Origin of the sequence: Streptomyces xiamenensis (genome assembly GCF_000993785.3) — a bacterium.
GTDB classification, from domain to species: Bacteria; Actinomycetota; Actinomycetes; order Streptomycetales; family Streptomycetaceae; genus Streptomyces; species Streptomyces xiamenensis.
In genome coordinates this window covers 2,824,349-2,841,751 of the sequence record NZ_CP009922.3, presented here as the reverse complement: position 1 = coordinate 2,841,751, position 17,403 = coordinate 2,824,349, and the positions used below count along the sequence as shown (strand labels likewise).

Sequence of the window (17,403 nt, the reverse complement as noted above, 5' to 3'; positions counted from 1 at the left end):
GGCCGCTCGGTCGGCAGGAAGGCCCTTCGGAGCATCTGGGGACTTATATGAACAGCGCTCAGGATGTGCTGCCAGAGGATCGCGCTGAATTCGAGCGCGTCCTCGACGAGGCGTTGCGCGCGGCCCGGCCGGGTGACGGCGGCGCGGACGCCACCGTCGTGCGCCGGGTACGGCAGGCCGCGCTGGAGGCGCGGCCGCAGCTGACCGCCACGGCGGCCGACGAGTACCACCGCTATGTCCGGCTGCGCGAGCAACTGCGGGCCCCCGACGGGGCGCTGGGCGCCCCCGAGCGTTCCGGGGGTGGCAACCTCGCGGTGATCTCGGTGCTGATCCCGGTGCTGGCGGGCATCGCGGCCTTGGTGTTCCTGCTGGTCGGCTACGGCATGGGGCTCTCCGACGACGAGGCGGGGGTGGCCGGATCGATGCGGGACATCGGCTGGGTGTTCGCGCTGTTCGCCGCGTTCGGACTGCTGCTCGCGGTGGCGGGTCTGGTCGTCACCGCGGCCCGCAACGGCTCCGCCTCCGCCATCAGGGCCGGTGACCGGGCGCCGGGGCGCGGCGGTCTCGCCGGTGACGTGGCGGAGGCGCGCGAGGACTGGCGGCGGGCCCTGGCGGAGCGCGGCATCGGGCCGTTCCTGCGCGAGGTGGCGGTGCTGCGCGACGGCGGCCCCGGCGCGGACGGCGGACACGGGGACGGCGGGCGGAAGACGCCGCAGCTGCGGTTCTCCAGCCCCGACTTCTCCAGCCCGACCGGCGGCGCACCCCGTACCACCCCGCGCGCCGGCCGCGCGGAGTTCTCCCAGCCCCGCTTCTCCAGCCCGGAGTTCTCCACCCAGGGCAACCCGGAGGAGGGCGCGCGGGCCAAGGGGTACGCGGCGCCCGACTTCTCCTCGCCCGAGCGCGGCGGCGGCGCGAGCCGCGGTTACTCCGCCGGTGACTTCTCCGCCGGCGATTTCTCCGCGGGGGAGTACTCCGCGGGGGACTTCGCCAGCCCGGACTACTCCTCGGGCGGCCAGGGCGACGGCGCGGAAGGCGAGCGTCCCGGGAAGGGGTACGCGGCCCCCGGTTTCGGCAGCCCCGACTACGCGGGGCCGCGCCGCAGGGGCGAGGCGGGCGACGGCGAAGGCACCACGGAGGGCGCGGGCGGCGAGAACCGTCCGTAGTCCGCGGCCCGGCCCGGCTCAGAACCGGGCGAGGAGCCGCTCGATGACGACCGCCACCCCGTCCTCCTGGTGGGAGGCGGTGCGCCGTGCGGTGCCCGCCAGCACCGCCGGGTGGGCGTTGGCCATGGCGTAGGCGCGGCCCGCCCAGCCGAGCATCTCCAGGTCGTTGGGCATGTCCCCGAACGCCACCACCTCCTGCGCGGTGACGCCCCGCCGGGCGCAGTGCAGGGCCAGCGTGCTGGCCTTGCTGACGCCGGGGCCGCTGATCTCCAGCAGGGCGGTGGGCGAGGAGCGGGTGATCTCGCCGCGCCCGGCGGCCACCGAGCGGGCCAGGGCGAGGAAGGCGTCCGGGTCGAGTGTGCGGTGGTGCGCCAGCAGCTTGAGCAGCGGCTGGCGGGCGTACGGGCTGTCGTCCGCGAGCAGTTCCTCGACGGGGGTGACGCCGACGACGGTCGGGTCCTCCTCGTGCAGCGGTGGGTAGCCGGTGGCGTAGTGGATGCCGCCGGTGCGTTCGACGGCGAAGGTCACCCCGGGGGCGACGGCCCGCAGGGCCGCGATCAGGGCGAGCGCGTTGCCGACCGGCAGCGGGCGGGCCGCCAGCAGCGCGCCGCCGCGCCGCAGATCGATGAGCGAGGCGCCGTTGCCGCAGATGGCGAGGCCGCCGTGGGCGTGCTCACGCAGCGGGGCGACCCAGCGGGCGGGGCGGCCGGTCACGAACAGCACCTCGATGCCGGCGCGGGCGGCGGCGGCCAGCGCGGCGGCGGTGCGGGGCGAGACGGTTCCGTTGGCGCGCAGCAGGGTGCCGTCCAGATCGGTGGCGATCAGCCGGGGGAGCGCGGCCCTGCTGGGCTGACGGGGGAGGAGGGTGAGGGTGCGGGCAACTGGCGGGGGCACAGAGTCAGGCACAGTCATGCAGCATATGCCCGCCCATGCGTGCAGGGGGCCCGCCCGGATGAGCCATTGCCCGGAAGCGGTGAATTCCTGACCGGAAAGGGCCTAGGCTTCCCCGCATGGCTGTTTCCCCCGCCCTCCCCCTGCGGCTCTCCACCGTGATCCTTCCCGTCTGGCGATGGCAGGAAGGGGGCCGGCGAAGCTGGCAGCACGCCGAGGAACTGGGCTTCCACACCGCGTACACCTACGACCATCTGTCCTGGCGCAGCTTCCGCGACCAGCCCTGGTTCGGCGCGGTGCCCACGCTGACCGCGGCCGCCGCCGTCACGGAGCGCATCCGGCTGGGCACCATGGTGATCTCGCCAAATTTCCGGCACCCCGTCACGCTGGCGAAAGAACTCATCACTCTCGATGACCTGTCCGGGGGGCGGATCACTCTGGGCATCGGCGCCGGCGGCTCCGGGTTCGACGCCACCGCGCTCGGCCACGACGCGTGGACGCCACGGGAGCGCGCCGACCGGTTCGCCGAGTTCGTCCCGCTGCTCGACCGACTGCTGAGCGAGGGCGGCACCAGCGGTGTCTCGTACCGCGGCGACTTCTACTCCGCCCACGAGGTACGCAACATCCCCGGCTGTGTGCAGCGGCCCCGGCTGCCGTTCGCGGTCGCCGCCACCGGCCCGCGCGGCATGCGGCTCGCCGCCCGGCACGGACAGGCCTGGGTCACCACCGGCGATCCGAAGTCCCTGGACGGCGGCCCCGACGCGTTCCTCGCCGGGCTCGGCCGCCAGGTGGAGCGGCTGGCCGGCATCTGCGAGGAGGCGGGACGCGAGCCCGGCGCCCTGGACAAGATCGTGCTGGACTCCTCCCTCGCCCCCGACGTCAACCCCCTGGCGTCGGTGACCGCCTTCGTCGACTTCGCCGGACGCTGCGCCGAGCTCGGCTTCACCGAGCTGGTGGTGCACTACCCGGTGCCCGACTCGGTGTACGCGGCCGACATGGACGTCTTCGAGCGGATCGCCACCGACGGCCTCGCCCAGCTCACCAACTGAGCCCCGGCCCGGCACCGCACCGGCCCGCCGTGGTCCTCAGGGGCAGCGCTCCCCTTCCCCTAAGGGGAAAGGGAGCCACGAGAGTGAGGTACACGCCCGCCCACCGGCACTAGTGTCTGCCGGGTGAGTGTGATTGCGACCGAAAGCCTGAGCAAGCGGTACCCCCGGGTCACCGCCCTTGACCGGCTGACCGTGGACATCGGGCCCGGTGTCACCGGCCTGGTGGGGGCCAACGGAGCCGGCAAGTCGACGCTGATCAAGATCCTGCTGGGACTCGCCCCCGCCAGCGAGGGCAGCGCGGCCGTCCTGGGCCACGACTCCGCCCGGGACGGCGCCGCCATCCGCGAGCAGGTCGGGTACATGCCCGAACACGACTGTCTGCCGCCCGATGTGTCGGCGACGGAGTTCGTGGTGCACATGGCCCGGATGTCGGGCCTGCCCGCCACGGCGGCCCGCGAACGTACCGCCGACACCCTGCGCCACGTCGGCCTCTACGAGGAGCGGTACCGCCCCATGGGCGGCTACTCCACCGGCATGAAGCAGCGGGTGAAGCTCGCCCAGGCGCTGGTCCACGACCCCAAGCTGGTGCTGCTGGACGAGCCCACCAACGGCCTCGACCCGGCCGGCCGCGACGAGATGCTCGGCCTGATCCGCCGCGTGCACACCGACTTCGGCATATCCGTGCTCGTCACCTCGCATCTGCTGGGCGAACTCGAGCGCACCAGCGACCACATCGTGGTCATCGACGGCGGAAAACTGCTCAAGTCGCAGTCCACCCAGAGCTTCACCGAGACCACCACCACCCTGCTCGTCGAGGTCACCGACTCCGACGCCCACCCCGACGGGGCGCTGGCGCTGCGCACCGCGCTGGCCGCCGCCGGCGTCGAACCGGTGGCGGAGCCCGGGACCCTGCCCGGCGCGGCCCGCCTGGTCGTCGTCGAGGCGGACGAGGACAGCGTGTACGACACGGTCCGCGACACCATCGCCGACCTCGGTCTGGGCATGGTGCGCATGGAGCAGCGCCGGCACCGGATCGCCGAGGTCTTCCAGGAGGACAGGGAGGCAGCGGCCTCATGAGCGCACCCACCGAGCCCGTACCCGCCACCCCGGCGGCGCGGATCCACAACATCGGCTACCGCCACTACGACGGACCGCGGCTGGGCGTCTCCTACGCCCGGCTCTCCCTGTTCACCCACTCCCTGCGCGGCGCGTACGGGCTGGGCCGCTCGGCCCGCTCGAAGATCCTGCCCTTCACGCTGTTCGCCGTCATGTGCGTGCCGGCCCTGGTCATGGTGGCGGTGGCGGTCACGGTCGGCATGAACAGCCTGCCGCTGGACTACACGAAGTACGCCCTGTTCATGCAGCCGATCGTCGGTCTGTACCTCGCGCTGGCCGGGCCGCAGCTGGTCTCCCTCGACCAGCGCTTCCACACGCTGCCGCTGTACTTCTCGCGGCCGATCGAGCACGCCGACTACGTACGGGCCAAGGTGGCCGCGCTGGCCGCCGCGCTCTTCCTGTTCACCGCCACCCCCGTGGTGCTGCTGTACGCGGGCGCCCTGCTCGCGAAGCTCCATGTGGTGGACGAGACCATCGGCTTCGGCAAGGGGCTGCTGACGGCGGCCGTCTTCTCGGTGCTGCACGCCGCGATCGCGCTGCTCATCGCCTCCCTCACCCCGCGCCGCGGCTTCGGCGTCGCGGCCATCATCGGAGCGCTGACCGTGCCGTACTTCGCGGTCACCGTGGTGCAGGCGGTCCTGGCCGAACAGGGCAGCGACGGCGCCATCGGCTGGCTGGGGCTGCTGTCCCCCGGTTCCCTGCTGGACGGCTTCCAGGGCGCGCTGCTGGGCGGGTCCACGGACTTCCCGCACGCGTACGTCCCCTCCGGCGCGATGGGCGTCGGCTATCTCGCGGTGATCACCGGGCTGACCGCCGCCTGCTACGCGCTGCTGCTGCGCCGCTACCGGAAGGCGGGACTGTGAGCACCATCCGCATCGAGAACGCCTCGCGCTGGTTCGGCAACGTCGTCGCCGTGAACGACGTGAGTGTGTCGATCGGCCCCGGCATCACCGGGCTGCTGGGCCCCAACGGCGCCGGCAAGTCCACGCTGATCCACATGATGGGCGGCTTCCTGCCGCCGTCGGCCGGGGCGGTGACGCTGGACGGCGAACCGATCTGGCGCAACGAGAGCGCCTACCGGCACATCGGGCTCGTCCCCGAACGCGAGGGCATGTACGACTACCTGACGGGTGAGGAGTTCGTGGTCGCCAACGCCGAACTCCACGGCCTGCCGGACCCGGGCGCCGCCGCCAGGACCGCCCTGGCCACCGTCGACATGGCGCACGCCGCGGACCGGCGCATCGACACCTACAGCAAGGGCATGCGGCAGCGCGTCAAGATGGCTTCCGCACTCGTCCACGACCCGTCGGTGCTGCTGCTGGACGAACCGTTCAACGGCATGGACCCGCGCCAGCGCATGCAGCTGATGGAACTCCTGCGCCGGATGGGCGAGGCGGGCCGCACCGTGCTGTTCTCCTCCCACATCCTGGAGGAGGTCGAACAACTCGCCTCGCACATCGAGGTGATCGTCGCCGGCCGGCACGCCGCCTCCGGGGACTTCCGTACCATCCGCCGGCTGATGACCGACCGGCCGCACCGCTATCTGGTGCGCTCCAGCGACGACCGCGCGCTGGCCGCGGCCCTCATCGCCGACCCGTCCACCACCGGTATCCACCTGGACGCCGAGGAGGACGGACTGCGGATCGAGGCGGGCGACTTCCCCCGCTTCACCGCCCAACTGCCCCGGCTGGCCCGGGAACACGGGATCCGGCTGCTGTCGGTCTCCCCGTCGGACGAATCCCTGGAGAGCGTCTTCTCCTATTTGGTCAGCGCGTAAGGAGCCCCTGCGATGTACCACCACACCGTCGCCCGGCTCACCCTCCGGGCCCTGCTGGGCCGGCGCCGTGCCCTCATCCTGCTGGCGCTGCCCGCGCTGCTGATCGCGATCGCGCTGGCGATCCGCATCGTGGGCGGCGCGGACGACCGGGCCGCCACCGAGATCCTGGGCGGCTTCGCCCTGGCCGTCATGGTGCCGCTGATCGGCGTGATCGCCGGCACCGGGGCGATAGCGCCCGAGATCGACGACGGCTCGATCGTCTACCTGCTGGCCAAGCCGCTCAAGCGGCACACCATCATCCTGACCAAGCTGTGGGTGGCCATCGGCGTCACCCTCGCCTTCACCGTCGTCCCCACGCTGCTGGCGGGGATCATCCTCAACGGCAACAGCCAGGCCATCGCGAGCGCGCTGGCCGTGGCGGCGGCGTCCTCGTCGATCGCCTACAGCGCGGTGTTCCTGCTGCTGGGCACCATCTCGCGGAACGCGGTGGTGCACGGGCTGATCTACGCGCTGGTGTGGGAGTCGCTGTTCGGCAGCCTGGTGCCGGGGGCGCGCGCCCTGAGCATCCAGCAGTGGTCGCTGGCCCTGGCCGAGCAGGTGGCCGCGCCGGGTGCGAACATCACCTCGGAGGTGGGCCTGCCGGCCGCCCTGATCCTGCTGACCGCGGCGACGGTGGCGGGCACCTGGTACGCGGCACGCCGGCTGCGGGTGCTGACGCTGGCGAGCGAGGGCTGAGCGGACACGGAGCCGAGCGGACACGGAATGGGGGCGGGCCGGAGACAACCGGCCCGCCCCTTCGTGCGCCTCTTACGGGCGCCCGTGCCGGTACCGGCGGCACAGCCGGTGGGAGATGTCCGGATCACCGGCGAGATCGGCGAGCCGGACGCTCATCCCGGCGACGATCCGCTGGGTGCTCTCCAGCTCGGTCCGCATGTGGTCGAGGCGGGTTTCCACGTCACCGAGCCGGGTCTCCACATCGCCGAGGCGGGTTTCCATGTCACCGAGGCGGGTTTCCATGTCACCGAGCCGGGTCTCCACGCGCCGCAGCCGGTCGTCCACCCGGTGAAGAACCGCCCCCACGTCCCGCAGGGCCGGTCCGATGTCGGCGAGCAGGCCCTCAAGGGCAGCGACCCGGCGTTCCAGATCGGCGGCGGGCGCTCCGTGCCCCTCCACGGCATCGAGCAGATACGCCCGCACCTCGCGTGCGACGGGGGAGTCGCGCAGCAGCATGGCGATGTTGAGGACGGTGCGGCGGGTGTAGAGGGTGAGGCGCCTGCGCTTGGCCTGTGGATAACTCTCGTTTGAGAGTGACATCGTGTCACTCTCAAAGTCCTGCAGGTCAGAGCCCTGGAGTACCGTGAGCCCGCTGTTGGTGAGTTCTTCGCGATGCCGTGTCACGAGGGCCCTGATGGTGTTGCTGTGGACAACGAAGTACGTGGCGACGAGCGCCGTCGTCACATGCAGACCGTCGGGCAGCAGCGTGAGTGCCTTGACCTTGTCGAGGGTTTCGGTGCGCCCCCGGACGTTCTCGCGCAGGGTGCGCGATTCCAGCAGTGCTTGTTCCTTGATCATGACGAGATGAGCCTCTCAGGGCGTCTGTGGCAGGTGGACGGACCCCGTGGCATCCGGAGTCCGCTGCGCCCGTAACCAGGGCTCAGGAGAGGAGATCCGCTCTACTCGTCACTTCACCGGCTCACAGTGGGTGGTACGTCGCTCTCCGGCCCCTACCGTGCGCAACCTCTCGACGCCTCATGCTCCCGTCGCCCCCGCGCGATATGTCCAACGAGCCGATCGTCAGACGGTCACGCGTTCGGAGCAATGCGGCGGGGAGGGGGAGCGGGCCGCACTGACCCGCTCCCCCTCCCCGCTCTCATCGGTCCGGCATCCGCCCGGCGTCAGCCCAGGAGCAGCCGCTCCAGCACCTTCGCGATGCCCTCCGCGTCGTTGCCCGCCGTGACCTCGTCCGCCACCGCCAGCAGGTGCGGGTGCGCCCCGGCCATCGCCACGCCGTGGGCCGCCCACGACAGCATCGGGATGTCGTTGGGCATGTCGCCGAACGCGATCGTGCCGGCCGCCGTCGCGCCCAGCCGGCGGGCGGCCAGGGACAGGCCGGTCGCCTTCGTCAGGCCCAGGGGGAGCATCTCCACCAGGTCCTCGCCCGAGACGACGAACGCCGCGTACGCGCCCGCCGCCTCCGTGCCCGCCGCCGCCAGCTGGTCGTCCGACAGCTCGGGGTGGCGCAGGTACAGCTTGCTGATCGGTGCCGCCCACAGCCCCTCCCGGTCGGCCACCGGCCGGGACAGGTCGGGGGCGTTGGGGTGCGGCACGGACTCCGGGTCCTGGCGCCAGGCGAAGCCGGGACCCATGGCGATGCCGCCGTCCAGCCCGTCGAGCGAGGCCGCGACCACGACCGGGCCGACCCGCTGCTCCAGCGCCTCCAGAGCCCGCCGCGCCACGGCGCGGTCCAGGGTCACCGAGGTCAGCAGCCGGTCCTCCCCCGCGTGGTACAGCTGTCCGCCCTGGCCGCACACCGCGAGTCCGGTGTAGCCGAGGTCGTCCAGGATGTGCCGGGTCCAGGCCACGGTGCGCCCGGTCGCCACGATGTGGGCGGCCCCGGCGGTGCCGGCCGCCGCCAGCGCCGCCCGGGTGCGCTCGGATATCGTCTGGTCGCCGCGCAGCAGCGTGCCGTCCAGATCGGTGGCGATGAGCTGATAGGGGAAACGGGAGACGGTCACGTGCTGACCGGCTCCAGCACCTCACGGCCGCCCAGGTAGGGACGCAGCGCCTGCGGCACCCGCACCGAACCGTCGGCCTGCTGGTGGTTCTCCAGCAGCGCGACGATGGTGCGCGGGATGGCGCACAGGGTGCCGTTGAGCGTGGCCAGCGGCCGTACGGCGCCGCCCTTCTCGCGCATCCGCACCTGGAGCCGGCGGGCCTGGAACTCGTTGCAGTTGGAGGCGGAGGTCAGCTCGCGGTACTTGCCCTGGGTGGGGATCCACGCCTCGCAGTCGTACTTGCGGGAGGCCGAGGCACCGAGGTCGCCGGAGGCCACGTCGATGACCTGGAAGGGCAGTTCGAGGGAGGTCAGCCACTGCTTCTCCCACGCCAGCAGCCGTTCCAGCTCTCCCTCGGCCTCCGCGGGGTCGACGAAGCAGAACATTTCCACCTTGTCGAACTGGTGCACACGGAAGATGCCGCGGGTGTCCTTGCCGTACGAGCCGGCCTCCCGGCGGAAGCACGGCGAGAACCCGGCGTAGCGGCGCGGCAGCGCGTCCGCGTCCAGGATCTCCTCCATGTGGTACGCGGCGAGCGGCACCTCCGAGGTCCCGACCAGGTAGTAGTCGTCCTTCTCCAGGTGGTAGACGTCGGCGGCGGCCTGGCCGAGGAAGCCGGTGCCCTCCATGGCGCGCGGCTTGACCAGCGCCGGCGTGATCATCGGCGTGAAGCCGGCCTCGGTGGCCTGGGCGACGGCCGCGTTGACCAGGGCCAGTTCCAGCAGGGCGCCGATGCCGGTGAGGTAGTAGAAGCGGGATCCGGAGACCTTGGCGCCGCGTTCGGTGTCGATGGCGCCCAGGCCCTGGCCGAGCTCCAGGTGGTCCTTGGGCTCGAAGCCCTCGGCGGCGAAGTCGCGGATGGTGCCCAGGGTTTCCCGGACGGTGAAGTCGTCCTCGCCGCCGACGGGGACGTCGGGGTGGACGAGGTTGCCGATGCCCAGGAGGAGTTCCTGGGCGCGGGCGGCGGCCTCGTCGCGTTCGGCGTCGGCGGCCTTGACGGCGGCGGACAGCTCGCCGGCCCGCTGGAGCAGCGCGGTCTTCTCGTCGCCGGTGGCCTTCGGGATCTGCTTCCCGAGCTGCTTCTGCTCACCGCGCAGCGCGTCGAAGCGCACGCTGGAGGACCGGCGCAGTTCGTCGGCGGCGAGGAGTGAGTCGACGATGTCGACATCCTCGCCACGGGCGCGCTGGGAGGCGCGTACTCGGTCAGGGTCCTCACGAAGCAGGCGAAGGTCAATCACCCCACCAGGCTACCGGTGATTCCGGGCAGAATCCCGGGGAATTGATTGGCGCCCTTTGTCCGCTTTGTCGGTACGGCTCCCGTTGCTGAATCCACAGGTCAGGGCGGGGTTTCCCACATGTTTTCCACAGGCCCCCGGTGCCCCTGTGGATGAATGGGGATCGCGCCCCATCCGCTAGGATGTGCGGCCGGCAATTCCCCTTTCAAACGTCTCTCACTCGCTCTTCCGAGGGAATCCCGGTGAATCGAACGGTGATTTCCCTCACTCCAAAGAGTTGCTTCGGGCGAATGGGGTGACGAAGGGTGATCTGTCCCCTGTGGATGAGGTGTGGACAAGGGGCGTGGTCACCAAGCCGTTATGTCGACAATGACCGATTGTTACCTGCCGGGTTATCCACAGCCGACCAGGTGACCCTGTGGATAACCCCCGCGCCCTCTCCCCGTACGTCCACAGGCGTCACGCGGCGTCACGCGCTCCGCCCGTCCAGGCACCGGGTGAGCCAGTCCGCCGCCCGCAGGAAATCCGGATCCGTGGTCCCTTCCCGCACCGTGGGCGCGACCCGGTCGGCGCGCGGGTAGGACCCCAGGAACCGTACGTCCCGGCACAACCGCCGCAGCCCCATCAGCGCCTCGCCCACCCGCCGTTCGGAGATGTGCCCCTCACAGTCGAGCGAGAAGCTGTACTGCCCGATGCCCGCCCCCGTCGGCCGCGACTCGATCCGCATCAGGTTCACCCCGCAGTTCGCGAACTCCTGCAGCACCTCCAGCAGCGCACCGGGGTGGTCGTCGCGCAGCCACAGCACCACCGACGTCTTGTCCGCGCCGGTGGGCGCCGCGGGCCGCGCGGGGCGGCCGGTCAGCACGAAGCGCGTCGTGGCGTTGTCGGCGTCGTGGATCTGCGTGACCAGCGGGTCCAGACCGTACGTCGCCGCCGCGAACTCCCCCGCGAACGCCGCGTCGAACCGCCCCTCCTGCACCAGTCGCGCACCGTCCGCGTTGGAGGCGGCCGACTCCCACTGCGCCTGCGGCAGATGCTCCGCCAGCCACCGCCGCACCTGCGGCTGCGCCACCGGGTGCCCGGTCACCGTCTTGATGTCGGACAGCGTCGTACCGGGCCGCACCAGCAGCGCGAAGGCGATCGGCAGCAGCACCTCGCGGTAGATCATCAGCGGTGCGCCGGAGGCCAGTTCGTCGACCGTGGCGGAGACCCCGCCCTCCACCGAGTTCTCGATCGGCACCAGCGCGCCCGCCGCCTGCCCGCCCCGTACCGCGTCCAGGGCGGCCGGCACCGAGATCATCGGGACGAGCTCCCGGGTGGCCGCCTCCGGCAGGGTGCGGAGCGCGGCCTCCGTGAACGTGCCCTCGGGGCCGAGATACGTGTAGCGGCTCGCTGCTGTCATGGCGCAACGGTATCCCCTCCCCACCGGCCCCCCCGGTCAGCCTTCCAGCAGCGCCTGCCCCACGTAGCCGCCCCGCGCCGCGCCCCCCGGCACCGCGAACAGCGCGCTCGCCTCGTGCCGCAGGAAGGGGGACAGGGCGTCCCCGCGGTCGAGCTTGCGCTGCACCGGGACGAAGCCGCGCAGCGGGTCCGCCTGCCAGCACACGAACAGCAGCCCGGCGTCCGGGGCGCCGTCCGGCAGCAGCCCGTCGTGGTACGAGAAGGGGCGGCGCAGCATGGCCGCACCGTCGTTGGTCTCGGGGGAGGAGACCCGCACGTGGGCGTTGACCGGGATGACGGGCCTGCCCGCCCCGTCCAGCGCGGCGAGGTCCACCGGGGTGGTCTCGCTGTCGCCGCCCAGCGGCGCCCCGTCGCTCTTGCGGCGGCCGATGACGCGCTCCTGTTCCTCCTGGGCGAGCTCCTCCCAGGGGTCGAGCAGCATCCGGATGCGGCGGACGACGGCGTACGAGCCGCCCGCCATCCACGGCGGATCCCCCTGGGCCGGTACGAAGATCCGCCGGTCGTAGTCCTCGTCCTCGGGCTGCGGGTTGTTGGTGCCGTCGATCTGGCCCATGAGGTTGCGCTGGCTCATGGGGCGTGCGGTGGCGCCCGGCGTGCGGTTGAAGCCGGTCATCTGCCAGCGCTGGACGGCGGACCCGGCCGCGGCGCGGTGCAGCAGGCGCAGCGCCGAGACGGCGACGAGGGCGTCGTCGGCGCCGATCTGGATCCACAGCTCGCCGCCCGAGCGGTCCGGGTCCAGGGCGTCGGCGCTGAACTCAGGCAGCGGGGCGAGCGCCGTGGGCAGGGCGTCGGTGAGGCCGAGGGTGTCGAAGAGGGCGGCGCCGAAGCCGAAGGTGACGGTCAGGGAGGACGGGCCGGCGTCCAGGGAGATGTGGGTGCCGTCCACGTCCGCCGCCTCGCCCGCCATCAGCGCGGCGGCCAGCTGGGACCAGCGGCGCAGCAGTGCGGCGGCGCCCCGCCGGTCGGTGCCGGGGACGAGGTCGTAGGCGAGCAGGTGGCCGTGGGTCTGCAACGGGCTGGTGATGCCCGGCTGGTGGGTGCCGTGGAAGGGGTGGACGGTGGTGCCGATGCTGGTGAGCGGGGTGGTGGTGGAGCCGGCGTGGGCGGTGCCGAGCAGGGTGCCGCCGACGGCTCCCGCGGCGAGTCCGGCGGCGCCGGTGGCCCCGGCGGTGCCCAGCAGGCGGCGTCGGCTGATCGGCCGGGGGGCGGTGGGTTCTGGCATGGCAGTGGGTTCGCTATCCGACGGTGACGGTGGTGGTCTCGGTGGTCTGGTCGATCTCGGAGGTGCGCAGGGTGAGGGAGAGTTCCCAGTCGCCGGGGCGGGGGAGCCGCAGGTCGTCGGAGACCCAGTGGCCGACGTCGACGTGGGTGGGCTCGTAGCGCAGCGGCCCGAGGTCCTCGGCGGGGAGGGTGAGGGAGATCCGTACCTCCTCGGCGCCGTTGGGCAGGCCCTCGGGGTCGGTCAGGCGCAGGTGCAGCACGTTGTCGCCGGTGCCTCCGGGGGTGATGTCCAGCAGTGCGGTGCCCTGCCCGTGGGGGCCGCCGGTGTCGTAGGGGAGCTGGACGGAGATCGGTTCGGGGGTGCTCGCGGTCGCGGCGGCGGCCTCGGTACGGGCCGGGGTGCTGCCGGTGAGGGCGGTGGTGACGGCGAGGATGAGGGCGGCGATGGCGGCCTCGGCGAGGACGCTGCGGCGCAGTCCCGAGCGTTCGGCGTCGGCGTCGCGGTCGCGGCGGCGCCTGGTCTGCCGGACGGCGGCACGCTGCCGGGCGAGCTGCGCCCGGCGTACGGGGTCCTCGCCGCCCTCGCTCCCGGGGGCGGACGGTACGGCGGCGGGCTCGGGGGCCGGGTCGCCTTCCGCCGGTGGGTCCGCGTCCCGGTGGCCGGTTCCCTCGGCCAGCCGGGCCGTCCAGCGCCGGGAGATCCAGGCGGCGGCCAGGATCAGCACCACCAGCGCGACTTTGACGATCAGCAGCTGACCGTACCGGGTGCTGAGGAGCGCGTCCGCGTCGCCGACCTGTCGCCACGCCTGGAAGATCCCGGTCACCGCCAGCGCCACCACCGACCAGAACGCCAGCAGCGAGAAGCGCCGCACCACCGCCCGCGACACCTGCTCGGGGAAGCGGAACAGCAGTGTCAGCAGCGTGGCCAGCCCGCCCAGCCAGGCCCCCGCCGCCAGCAGATGGATCACATCCGCCGGGACGGCCACCTGTGTCCACTGCCCGGTGGAGGCGTGCTCGGACAGCGCCCAGGTCGCCGCCAGCCCCACCGCCAGCAGCGCGCCCGCGACCGGCAGCGCGTACCCCGGCAGGCCCCGGCCGCCGCGCCGCTCCCGCGCCCCGCCGCCGTACAGCACCGCGAGGAACAGCGCGGCGGCGGCGAGCAGCAGCAGCCGGCTCAGCAGCGCCGTACCGGTCTTGGTGTCGATGGCGTCCCGCAGCCCGACCCCGGTGTACGGGCCGCGCAGCAGCACCAGCGCGAGCGTGGCGCCGGTCACCGCCGTCCAGCCGGCCAGTGCCAGCCTCCCGCTGGCCCGCGCCGCCCCCGCGCCGGGACGGCACAGCAGGGTGAACGCCACGCCGCCCACCAGCAGCACGAACCCGGCGTACGCGGGAAAGCGCGCCGTCTCGTACAGCAGCCCGACCGTTCCGCCGCCCGGTTGCTGGTCGGACAGCCGCACGGAGGTCTCGGACGGGGCGCCGACGGAGAAGGTGAAGGCGCCGGCGATGGGGTGGCTGTCGGCGGAGACGGCCTGCCAGGCGACGGTGTAGGTGCCGTCCGCCAGGCCGCCCGTCAGCGCCACCCCGTGCCGTACCGTCCCGTCCGCGCTCAGGTCGGTGATCTCGCCGGTGTCCACCCGTCCGCCCGCCGGGTCGAGCACGCGCAGCGCCTTGTCGCCGCTGAGCGTGACCCGTTCGGAGAAGGTGAGGACGACGGTCTCCGGGGCGGCGGCCACCACCTCCCCGTCCGCCGGGCTGCTCCCGGTCAGGCTCGCGTGCGCCGCGGCCTGCGGGGCCCCGGCGAACAGCAGGGTGCCGAGCGCCGCCAGCAGGACGAGCAGCCGGGCGGCGCGGGTGGCGGTGGTGGTCGTGGGCATGCGGAAGGTCACTCCCCGGTGTAGGTGGTGGCCTGGACCGGTACGTCGAGGGTGATCGGCTCGGACTTCTCGAAGCGCAGTTCGAGGGAGACGCTCTCGCCTTCGAGCGGCTGGTGCGAGAGGCCGAGCAGCATCAGATGGCTGCCGCCCCGCTCCAGGCTCAGCCGCCCGCCCGCCGGGACGGGGAAGGAGTCGACCGGGCGCATGGCGTTGTCCACCGTCTCGTGCATCTCGACGCTCTCGGCGAGGTCGCTGTGCACGGAGGTGAGGGTGTCGTCCGCGTCCCCGGTGTTCTCGATGACGAGGAAGCCGCCCGCCATGTCCGCGGTGATGGGCTCGGGGATGTACGCGCCCGCGGCCGTCAGTTCCGGCTCGCCGCCGCCGTCGGAGGAACAGGCGGTGAGCACGGTGAGCGCCAGCGCGAGGCCCGCCGCCGCGCGTGCCGCGCGCCTCACGGGGTGCGCCCCTCGATCAGGCCCGGCAGATCGGCGGCGTAGGTGTCCTGGGTGACGCCCTCCATGTAGATGACGTGCGCCTTGTCATCGGTGGGCAGGAAGGCCAGCACCTGCGAGCCGTGGGTGGAGATCCAGTTGCCGTCCTCGTCCTGGCTGGGCGGGTCGATGTAGATGCCCAGCGAGCGGGCGGCCTCCTGGATGGTGTCGAAGTCGCCGGTGAGGCCGACGAAGTCCTCGCCCTGGGCGCGCAGCCAGGGGCCGAGCGATTCGGGGGTGTCGCGTTCGGGGTCGGAGGTGATGAAGACGACGCGCAGGTCCTCGCGCTGCTCGGGGGTGAGACCGGCGGTGGCGTTGCCGATGTTGCTCATGGTGAGGGGGCAGACGTCGGGGCAGTTGGTGTAGCCGAAGTAGACGAGGGTGGCGTGCCCCGCGGTCTCGGCGACCAGGTCGTACGGTTCGCCCTCGGTGTCGGTGAGGGTGATGGCCGGCTTGGCGAACGGGGTGTCGAGCACGGTGCCCCGGGTGGGGTCCTGCTCCCCGGAGACATCGGCGACGGCCGCGTCGCCTCCGGCGCCGGAGCCGGAGTCACCGCCGCAGGCGGTCAGGGCGAAGGCCGCGGCGAGGGCGACGGCGGCGGTACGGGTGAGGGTGCGAGTGGTGTGCGGACGCATGTGGCTTTCCTGTGGTGCGGGGTTCGGGACAGGGGACCGGGCGGGGGGACGGGGCCGGGCGGACGACCGCCCGCCCCGCCCCGTCCGTCCGGCTCAGGACTGCTGGTCGGCGGGGGTGGCGCGGCGGCGGCCGGCGAGCACGCCGATGGCGATGCCGGCGATGCCGGTGGCGATGCCGGCCCCGGCCAGCACCCGCGCGGTGGTGTCACTGGCGGAGGCGGCCTCGGCGACGACCGACTCCGTACCGTCGTGGCCCGCCTCGCCCTGCCCGGACTCGGGGGCGCCGTGGCCGTGCCCGCCGTCCGTGGCGGGGGTCAGCCGCAGCACGGCCGCGGGGTACTCGGGCTCGGTGCCGTCCGCGGCCGGTTCCTCGATCCAGCGCACGACCTCGTCGCTGTCGTAGGTCTGGATTGCCTTGAAGACGAGCTGATCGGTGTCGCCTGGCAGCGGGCCCAGGGAGACGGGGAACTGCTGGAAGGTGCCGGGGGCGATCTCCCCGCCGCTCCAGGTGATGACGCTGGGGGCCTCGGTGATCTGGCTGCCGTGGTGGTCCAGGGGCTCGTCCAGCGGCGCGGTCTCGATCTCCACGTCCCAGCCGGGAACGGGCTGCGGCATGACCGAGGACAGCGGGTACGCCGGGTCGAGGTGGATCTCCAGCCGGACGGTGGAGGCGTCGGCGCGCTCGTTGGGAACCTTGAAGTTGACGACGCTGTAGCCGCCCTGCCCGGCTTCGCCGGGGTCGACGGAGACATGGGCCTGGGCGGTGCCGGCCAGCGCGAGGACGCCGGTGGCGGTGAGGAGAAGCGTGGCCGCGCGGGCGGCGACGCGAGTGCGATGCATGACAGGACACTCCACGGACGGACATCGGGTGAATGAGGGAGAAGGAGCGCGCGGCACCGCGCCGCGCTCCCTTCGGGTGTCCGTCGGAGAGGCGGGCGATCAGGCCGCGAGGGTGAGCCCGGGCGGCGGGCCGCGCCGGTGCATGCTGTGCGCGAGCAGCAGCGTGGGCGGCTTGGCGGCGGCCGGGTACCGGTCGGCGCGGGGCACGGCCGGGCCGTACGGGACGGGCCGCGCGGCGCCGTACAGCAGGTGGGTCAGCCGGACGGCGAGCGGCCACGGCAGGTGGGCCGCGGCGACCCGGGTGGCCAGCCGCACCAGCTGCCACAGCGCGGCCTCGCCGCGGCGCAGCAGCCAGCCGGTGGCGAGGGCGGCCAGCAGGTGGCCGAGCAGCATGAGGGAGCCGCTGGGCGCGGCCCCGGCGGCGTGCGCGGTCGCTTCGGCGCTCTGCGCGGCGCCCGCGGTGGGGTCGAGTCCGGCGTCGCGGACGATCTGGGCGGCCCGCTCCTCGGTGAGGGGGACGGCGTAGCCGTTGCACAGCAGCCGCCCGGCCAGGGCGAGCGGGCCCTCGCCGCCGCCGTCGCCGCCGTGGTGGGTGGGGAGGCCGAACTGGCCCAGGGAGAAGAGGTGGTGCAGGGCGAACTGTCCGGCGGCCAGCGCGCCGGCCAGCGCGGCCACCGAGCGGCGTTCGCGCCCGGCCAGCGGGAGGGACAGGGCGCACAGGGCGGCCCAGGCGGTGACCAGGGTCCAGGCCGGCAGCGGGGGGCCGCCTGCGCTCAGGTGCCCGGCGGCGGCCAGCGCGGTGCAGGCCGCGGCGAAGACCGCGGCCCTCAGCAGACGCAGATCGGCTCCGGCTCGCATGGCGGGCTCATCATCTCA

At 73.2% G+C, this 17,403-nt stretch carries 17 protein-coding genes; 6 read left to right on the top strand and 11 right to left on the bottom strand.

The features are described 5' to 3' along the window. Positions 1–47: 47 nt before the first annotated feature. Entirely contained in the window at positions 48–1,163 is a 1,116-nt protein-coding gene (locus SXIM_RS12975; RefSeq protein WP_052385259.1) for a hypothetical protein, read from the top strand. 18 nt (positions 1,164–1,181) lie between these two features. On the opposite strand, the gene SXIM_RS12970 is transcribed toward SXIM_RS12975, so the two are convergent. Continuing rightward, complete coding sequence (locus tag SXIM_RS12970) at positions 1,182–2,075, bottom strand: HAD family hydrolase (RefSeq protein WP_030732428.1); 894 nt, start codon at positions 2,073–2,075, stop codon at positions 1,182–1,184. A gap of 98 nt (positions 2,076–2,173) precedes the next feature. Here SXIM_RS12970 and SXIM_RS12965 point away from each other — a divergent pair, with 98 nt between their 5' ends. The 5 genes from SXIM_RS12965 to SXIM_RS12945 all read left to right on the top strand — a co-directional run bounded on the left by SXIM_RS12965 (position 2,174) and on the right by SXIM_RS12945 (position 6,731). Next, entirely contained in the window at positions 2,174–3,103 is a 930-nt protein-coding gene (locus SXIM_RS12965; RefSeq protein WP_046724050.1) for an LLM class flavin-dependent oxidoreductase, read from the top strand. A gap of 123 nt (positions 3,104–3,226) precedes the next feature. Then, positions 3,227–4,180 (top strand): ABC transporter ATP-binding protein, encoded by a 954-nt coding sequence (locus SXIM_RS12960; protein ID WP_030732422.1) that lies wholly within the window; start codon positions 3,227–3,229, stop codon positions 4,178–4,180. Further along, on the top strand, positions 4,177–5,082 hold the full coding sequence (locus SXIM_RS12955) for an ABC transporter permease (RefSeq protein WP_030732420.1): 906 nt from the start codon (positions 4,177–4,179) through the stop codon (positions 5,080–5,082). The genes SXIM_RS12960 and SXIM_RS12955 overlap by 4 nt, the downstream gene beginning before the upstream one ends. Further along, entirely contained in the window at positions 5,079–5,996 is a 918-nt protein-coding gene (locus SXIM_RS12950; RefSeq protein ID WP_030732417.1) for an ABC transporter ATP-binding protein, read from the top strand. The genes SXIM_RS12955 and SXIM_RS12950 overlap by 4 nt, the downstream gene beginning before the upstream one ends. 12 nt (positions 5,997–6,008) lie before the next feature. Then, entirely contained in the window at positions 6,009–6,731 is a 723-nt protein-coding gene (locus SXIM_RS12945; RefSeq protein ID WP_030732414.1) for an ABC transporter permease subunit, read from the top strand. A 72-nt stretch (positions 6,732–6,803) separates the two neighbouring features. Here the strand turns inward: SXIM_RS12945 and SXIM_RS12940 are convergent, their stop codons facing one another. The 10 genes from SXIM_RS12940 to SXIM_RS12895 all read right to left on the bottom strand — a co-directional run bounded on the left by SXIM_RS12940 (position 6,804) and on the right by SXIM_RS12895 (position 17,385). Further along, positions 6,804–7,568 carry a hypothetical protein gene (locus SXIM_RS12940; RefSeq protein ID WP_174864317.1) on the bottom strand — a complete coding sequence of 255 codons (765 nt, stop codon included), beginning with the start codon at positions 7,566–7,568 and terminating at the stop codon, positions 6,804–6,806. Positions 7,569–7,891: 323 nt separating this feature from the next. Then, positions 7,892–8,731 carry an HAD family hydrolase gene (locus SXIM_RS12935; protein ID WP_030732411.1) on the bottom strand — a complete coding sequence of 280 codons (840 nt, stop codon included), beginning with the start codon at positions 8,729–8,731 and terminating at the stop codon, positions 7,892–7,894. Then, a complete protein-coding gene (gene serS / locus SXIM_RS12930; RefSeq protein ID WP_030732410.1) occupies positions 8,728–10,008 on the bottom strand; it encodes a serine--tRNA ligase in 1,281 nt (426 codons plus the stop codon). The genes SXIM_RS12935 and serS overlap by 4 nt, the downstream gene beginning before the upstream one ends. Before the next feature lie 466 nt (positions 10,009–10,474). Next, the gene (gene pheA, locus SXIM_RS12925; protein ID WP_046724047.1) at positions 10,475–11,407 is read right to left on the bottom strand and encodes a prephenate dehydratase; all 933 of its coding nucleotides are present in this window, start codon (positions 11,405–11,407) and stop codon (positions 10,475–10,477) included. 36 nt (positions 11,408–11,443) lie between these two features. Further along, complete coding sequence (gene efeB, locus SXIM_RS12920; RefSeq protein ID WP_046724046.1) at positions 11,444–12,688, bottom strand: iron uptake transporter deferrochelatase/peroxidase subunit; 1,245 nt, start codon at positions 12,686–12,688, stop codon at positions 11,444–11,446. A 13-nt stretch (positions 12,689–12,701) separates the two neighbouring features. Further along, positions 12,702–14,561 (bottom strand): copper resistance CopC/CopD family protein, encoded by a 1,860-nt coding sequence (locus SXIM_RS12915; protein WP_046724044.1) that lies wholly within the window; start codon positions 14,559–14,561, stop codon positions 12,702–12,704. 8 nt (positions 14,562–14,569) lie between these two features. Further along, positions 14,570–15,016, bottom strand: a complete 447-nt coding sequence (locus SXIM_RS12910) for a copper chaperone PCu(A)C (RefSeq protein ID WP_030732401.1) — start codon at positions 15,014–15,016, stop codon at positions 14,570–14,572. Beyond that, positions 15,013–15,687 carry an SCO family protein gene (locus SXIM_RS12905; RefSeq protein WP_030732399.1) on the bottom strand — a complete coding sequence of 225 codons (675 nt, stop codon included), beginning with the start codon at positions 15,685–15,687 and terminating at the stop codon, positions 15,013–15,015. The genes SXIM_RS12910 and SXIM_RS12905 overlap by 4 nt, the downstream gene beginning before the upstream one ends. Positions 15,688–15,780: 93 nt before the next feature. After that, positions 15,781–16,527 carry a YcnI family copper-binding membrane protein gene (locus SXIM_RS12900; protein ID WP_030732397.1) on the bottom strand — a complete coding sequence of 249 codons (747 nt, stop codon included), beginning with the start codon at positions 16,525–16,527 and terminating at the stop codon, positions 15,781–15,783. A 99-nt stretch (positions 16,528–16,626) separates the two neighbouring features. Then, positions 16,627–17,385, bottom strand: coding sequence for a hypothetical protein (locus tag SXIM_RS12895; RefSeq protein WP_046724042.1), 759 nt, complete (start codon positions 17,383–17,385; stop codon positions 16,627–16,629). Positions 17,386–17,403: the final 18 nt, after the last annotated feature.

What these genes read in the sequence shown, in the direction of transcription:
- SXIM_RS12975 (WP_052385259.1), top strand. Translation starts at nt 48, where the DNA reads ATGAACAGCGCTCAGGATGTGCTGCCAGAGGATCGCGCTGAATTCGAG.
- SXIM_RS12970 (WP_030732428.1), bottom strand. Translation starts at nt 2,075, where the DNA reads ATGACTGTGCCTGACTCTGTGCCCCCGCCAGTTGCCCGCACCCTCACC.
- SXIM_RS12965 (WP_046724050.1), top strand. Translation starts at nt 2,174, where the DNA reads ATGGCTGTTTCCCCCGCCCTCCCCCTGCGGCTCTCCACCGTGATCCTT.
- SXIM_RS12955 (WP_030732420.1), top strand. Translation starts at nt 4,177, where the DNA reads ATGAGCGCACCCACCGAGCCCGTACCCGCCACCCCGGCGGCGCGGATC.
- SXIM_RS12945 (WP_030732414.1), top strand. Translation starts at nt 6,009, where the DNA reads ATGTACCACCACACCGTCGCCCGGCTCACCCTCCGGGCCCTGCTGGGC.
- SXIM_RS12940 (WP_174864317.1), bottom strand. Translation starts at nt 7,568, where the DNA reads ATGATCAAGGAACAAGCACTGCTGGAATCGCGCACCCTGCGCGAGAAC.
- pheA (WP_046724047.1), bottom strand. Translation starts at nt 11,407, where the DNA reads ATGACAGCAGCGAGCCGCTACACGTATCTCGGCCCCGAGGGCACGTTC.
- efeB (WP_046724046.1), bottom strand. Translation starts at nt 12,688, where the DNA reads ATGCCAGAACCCACCGCCCCCCGGCCGATCAGCCGACGCCGCCTGCTG.
- SXIM_RS12915 (WP_046724044.1), bottom strand. Translation starts at nt 14,561, where the DNA reads ATGCCCACGACCACCACCGCCACCCGCGCCGCCCGGCTGCTCGTCCTG.
- SXIM_RS12905 (WP_030732399.1), bottom strand. Translation starts at nt 15,687, where the DNA reads ATGCGTCCGCACACCACTCGCACCCTCACCCGTACCGCCGCCGTCGCC.
- SXIM_RS12900 (WP_030732397.1), bottom strand. Translation starts at nt 16,527, where the DNA reads ATGCATCGCACTCGCGTCGCCGCCCGCGCGGCCACGCTTCTCCTCACC.
- SXIM_RS12895 (WP_046724042.1), bottom strand. Translation starts at nt 17,385, where the DNA reads ATGCGAGCCGGAGCCGATCTGCGTCTGCTGAGGGCCGCGGTCTTCGCC.